Consider the following 527-nt stretch of genomic DNA (forward strand, 5'->3'; position numbering starts at 1 on the left):
ATTGGGGCAGGCGCGCATGGTAAAGTCACGCGGCCTGATGGCATTTACCGGTTTAGCAAATCCCGTTTACCAAAAGATTATAGGATTAATCAGTCAGCGATAGGTTGGCAAGCCATTGAGCCTGCTGATTTACCGTTTGAATTTATGATGAATGGGCTGCGGCTAAAAAATGGCGTGCCCAAACAGTTTTGGACACAGAGAACAGGCTTGGCATGGTCAGTCATTGAGCCACAATTGATAAAACTACACAATCGGGGGTTGGTTGAGTTAAGCGGTGACCATATCCACTGCACAGCGCAAGGGTTTTTATTTTTAAACCAAGTGCTGCAAGAATTTTTACCCGATGATTAACGCTTTGACGGTGCATTTGATTGAATTTATGCGCCGCAGCCTTATTTAAGCGTCAATCAATTAAAAAAAGAGAGTGATATGTTTACCGATACCCATGCGCATCTAAACCGTTTGGATTTAGAAAAATATCAAGGTGATATCCGTCAAGCCTTACAAGCCGCCAAGGATGCCAATGT

At 43.6% G+C, this 527-nt stretch carries 1 protein-coding gene; it reads left to right on the forward strand.

The window, feature by feature from the left end; translation table 11 throughout:
* Positions 1-351, forward strand: a 351-nt coding sequence (locus tag M3175_RS25805; RefSeq protein ID WP_251524542.1) for a hypothetical protein, incomplete at its 5' end; no start/stop codon positions are given.
* Positions 352-527 lie beyond the last annotated feature (176 nt).

The sequence above is a fragment of the Robertmurraya korlensis genome, assembly GCF_023715225.1.
GTDB lineage: Bacteria > Bacillota > Bacilli > Bacillales > Cytobacillaceae > Robertmurraya_A.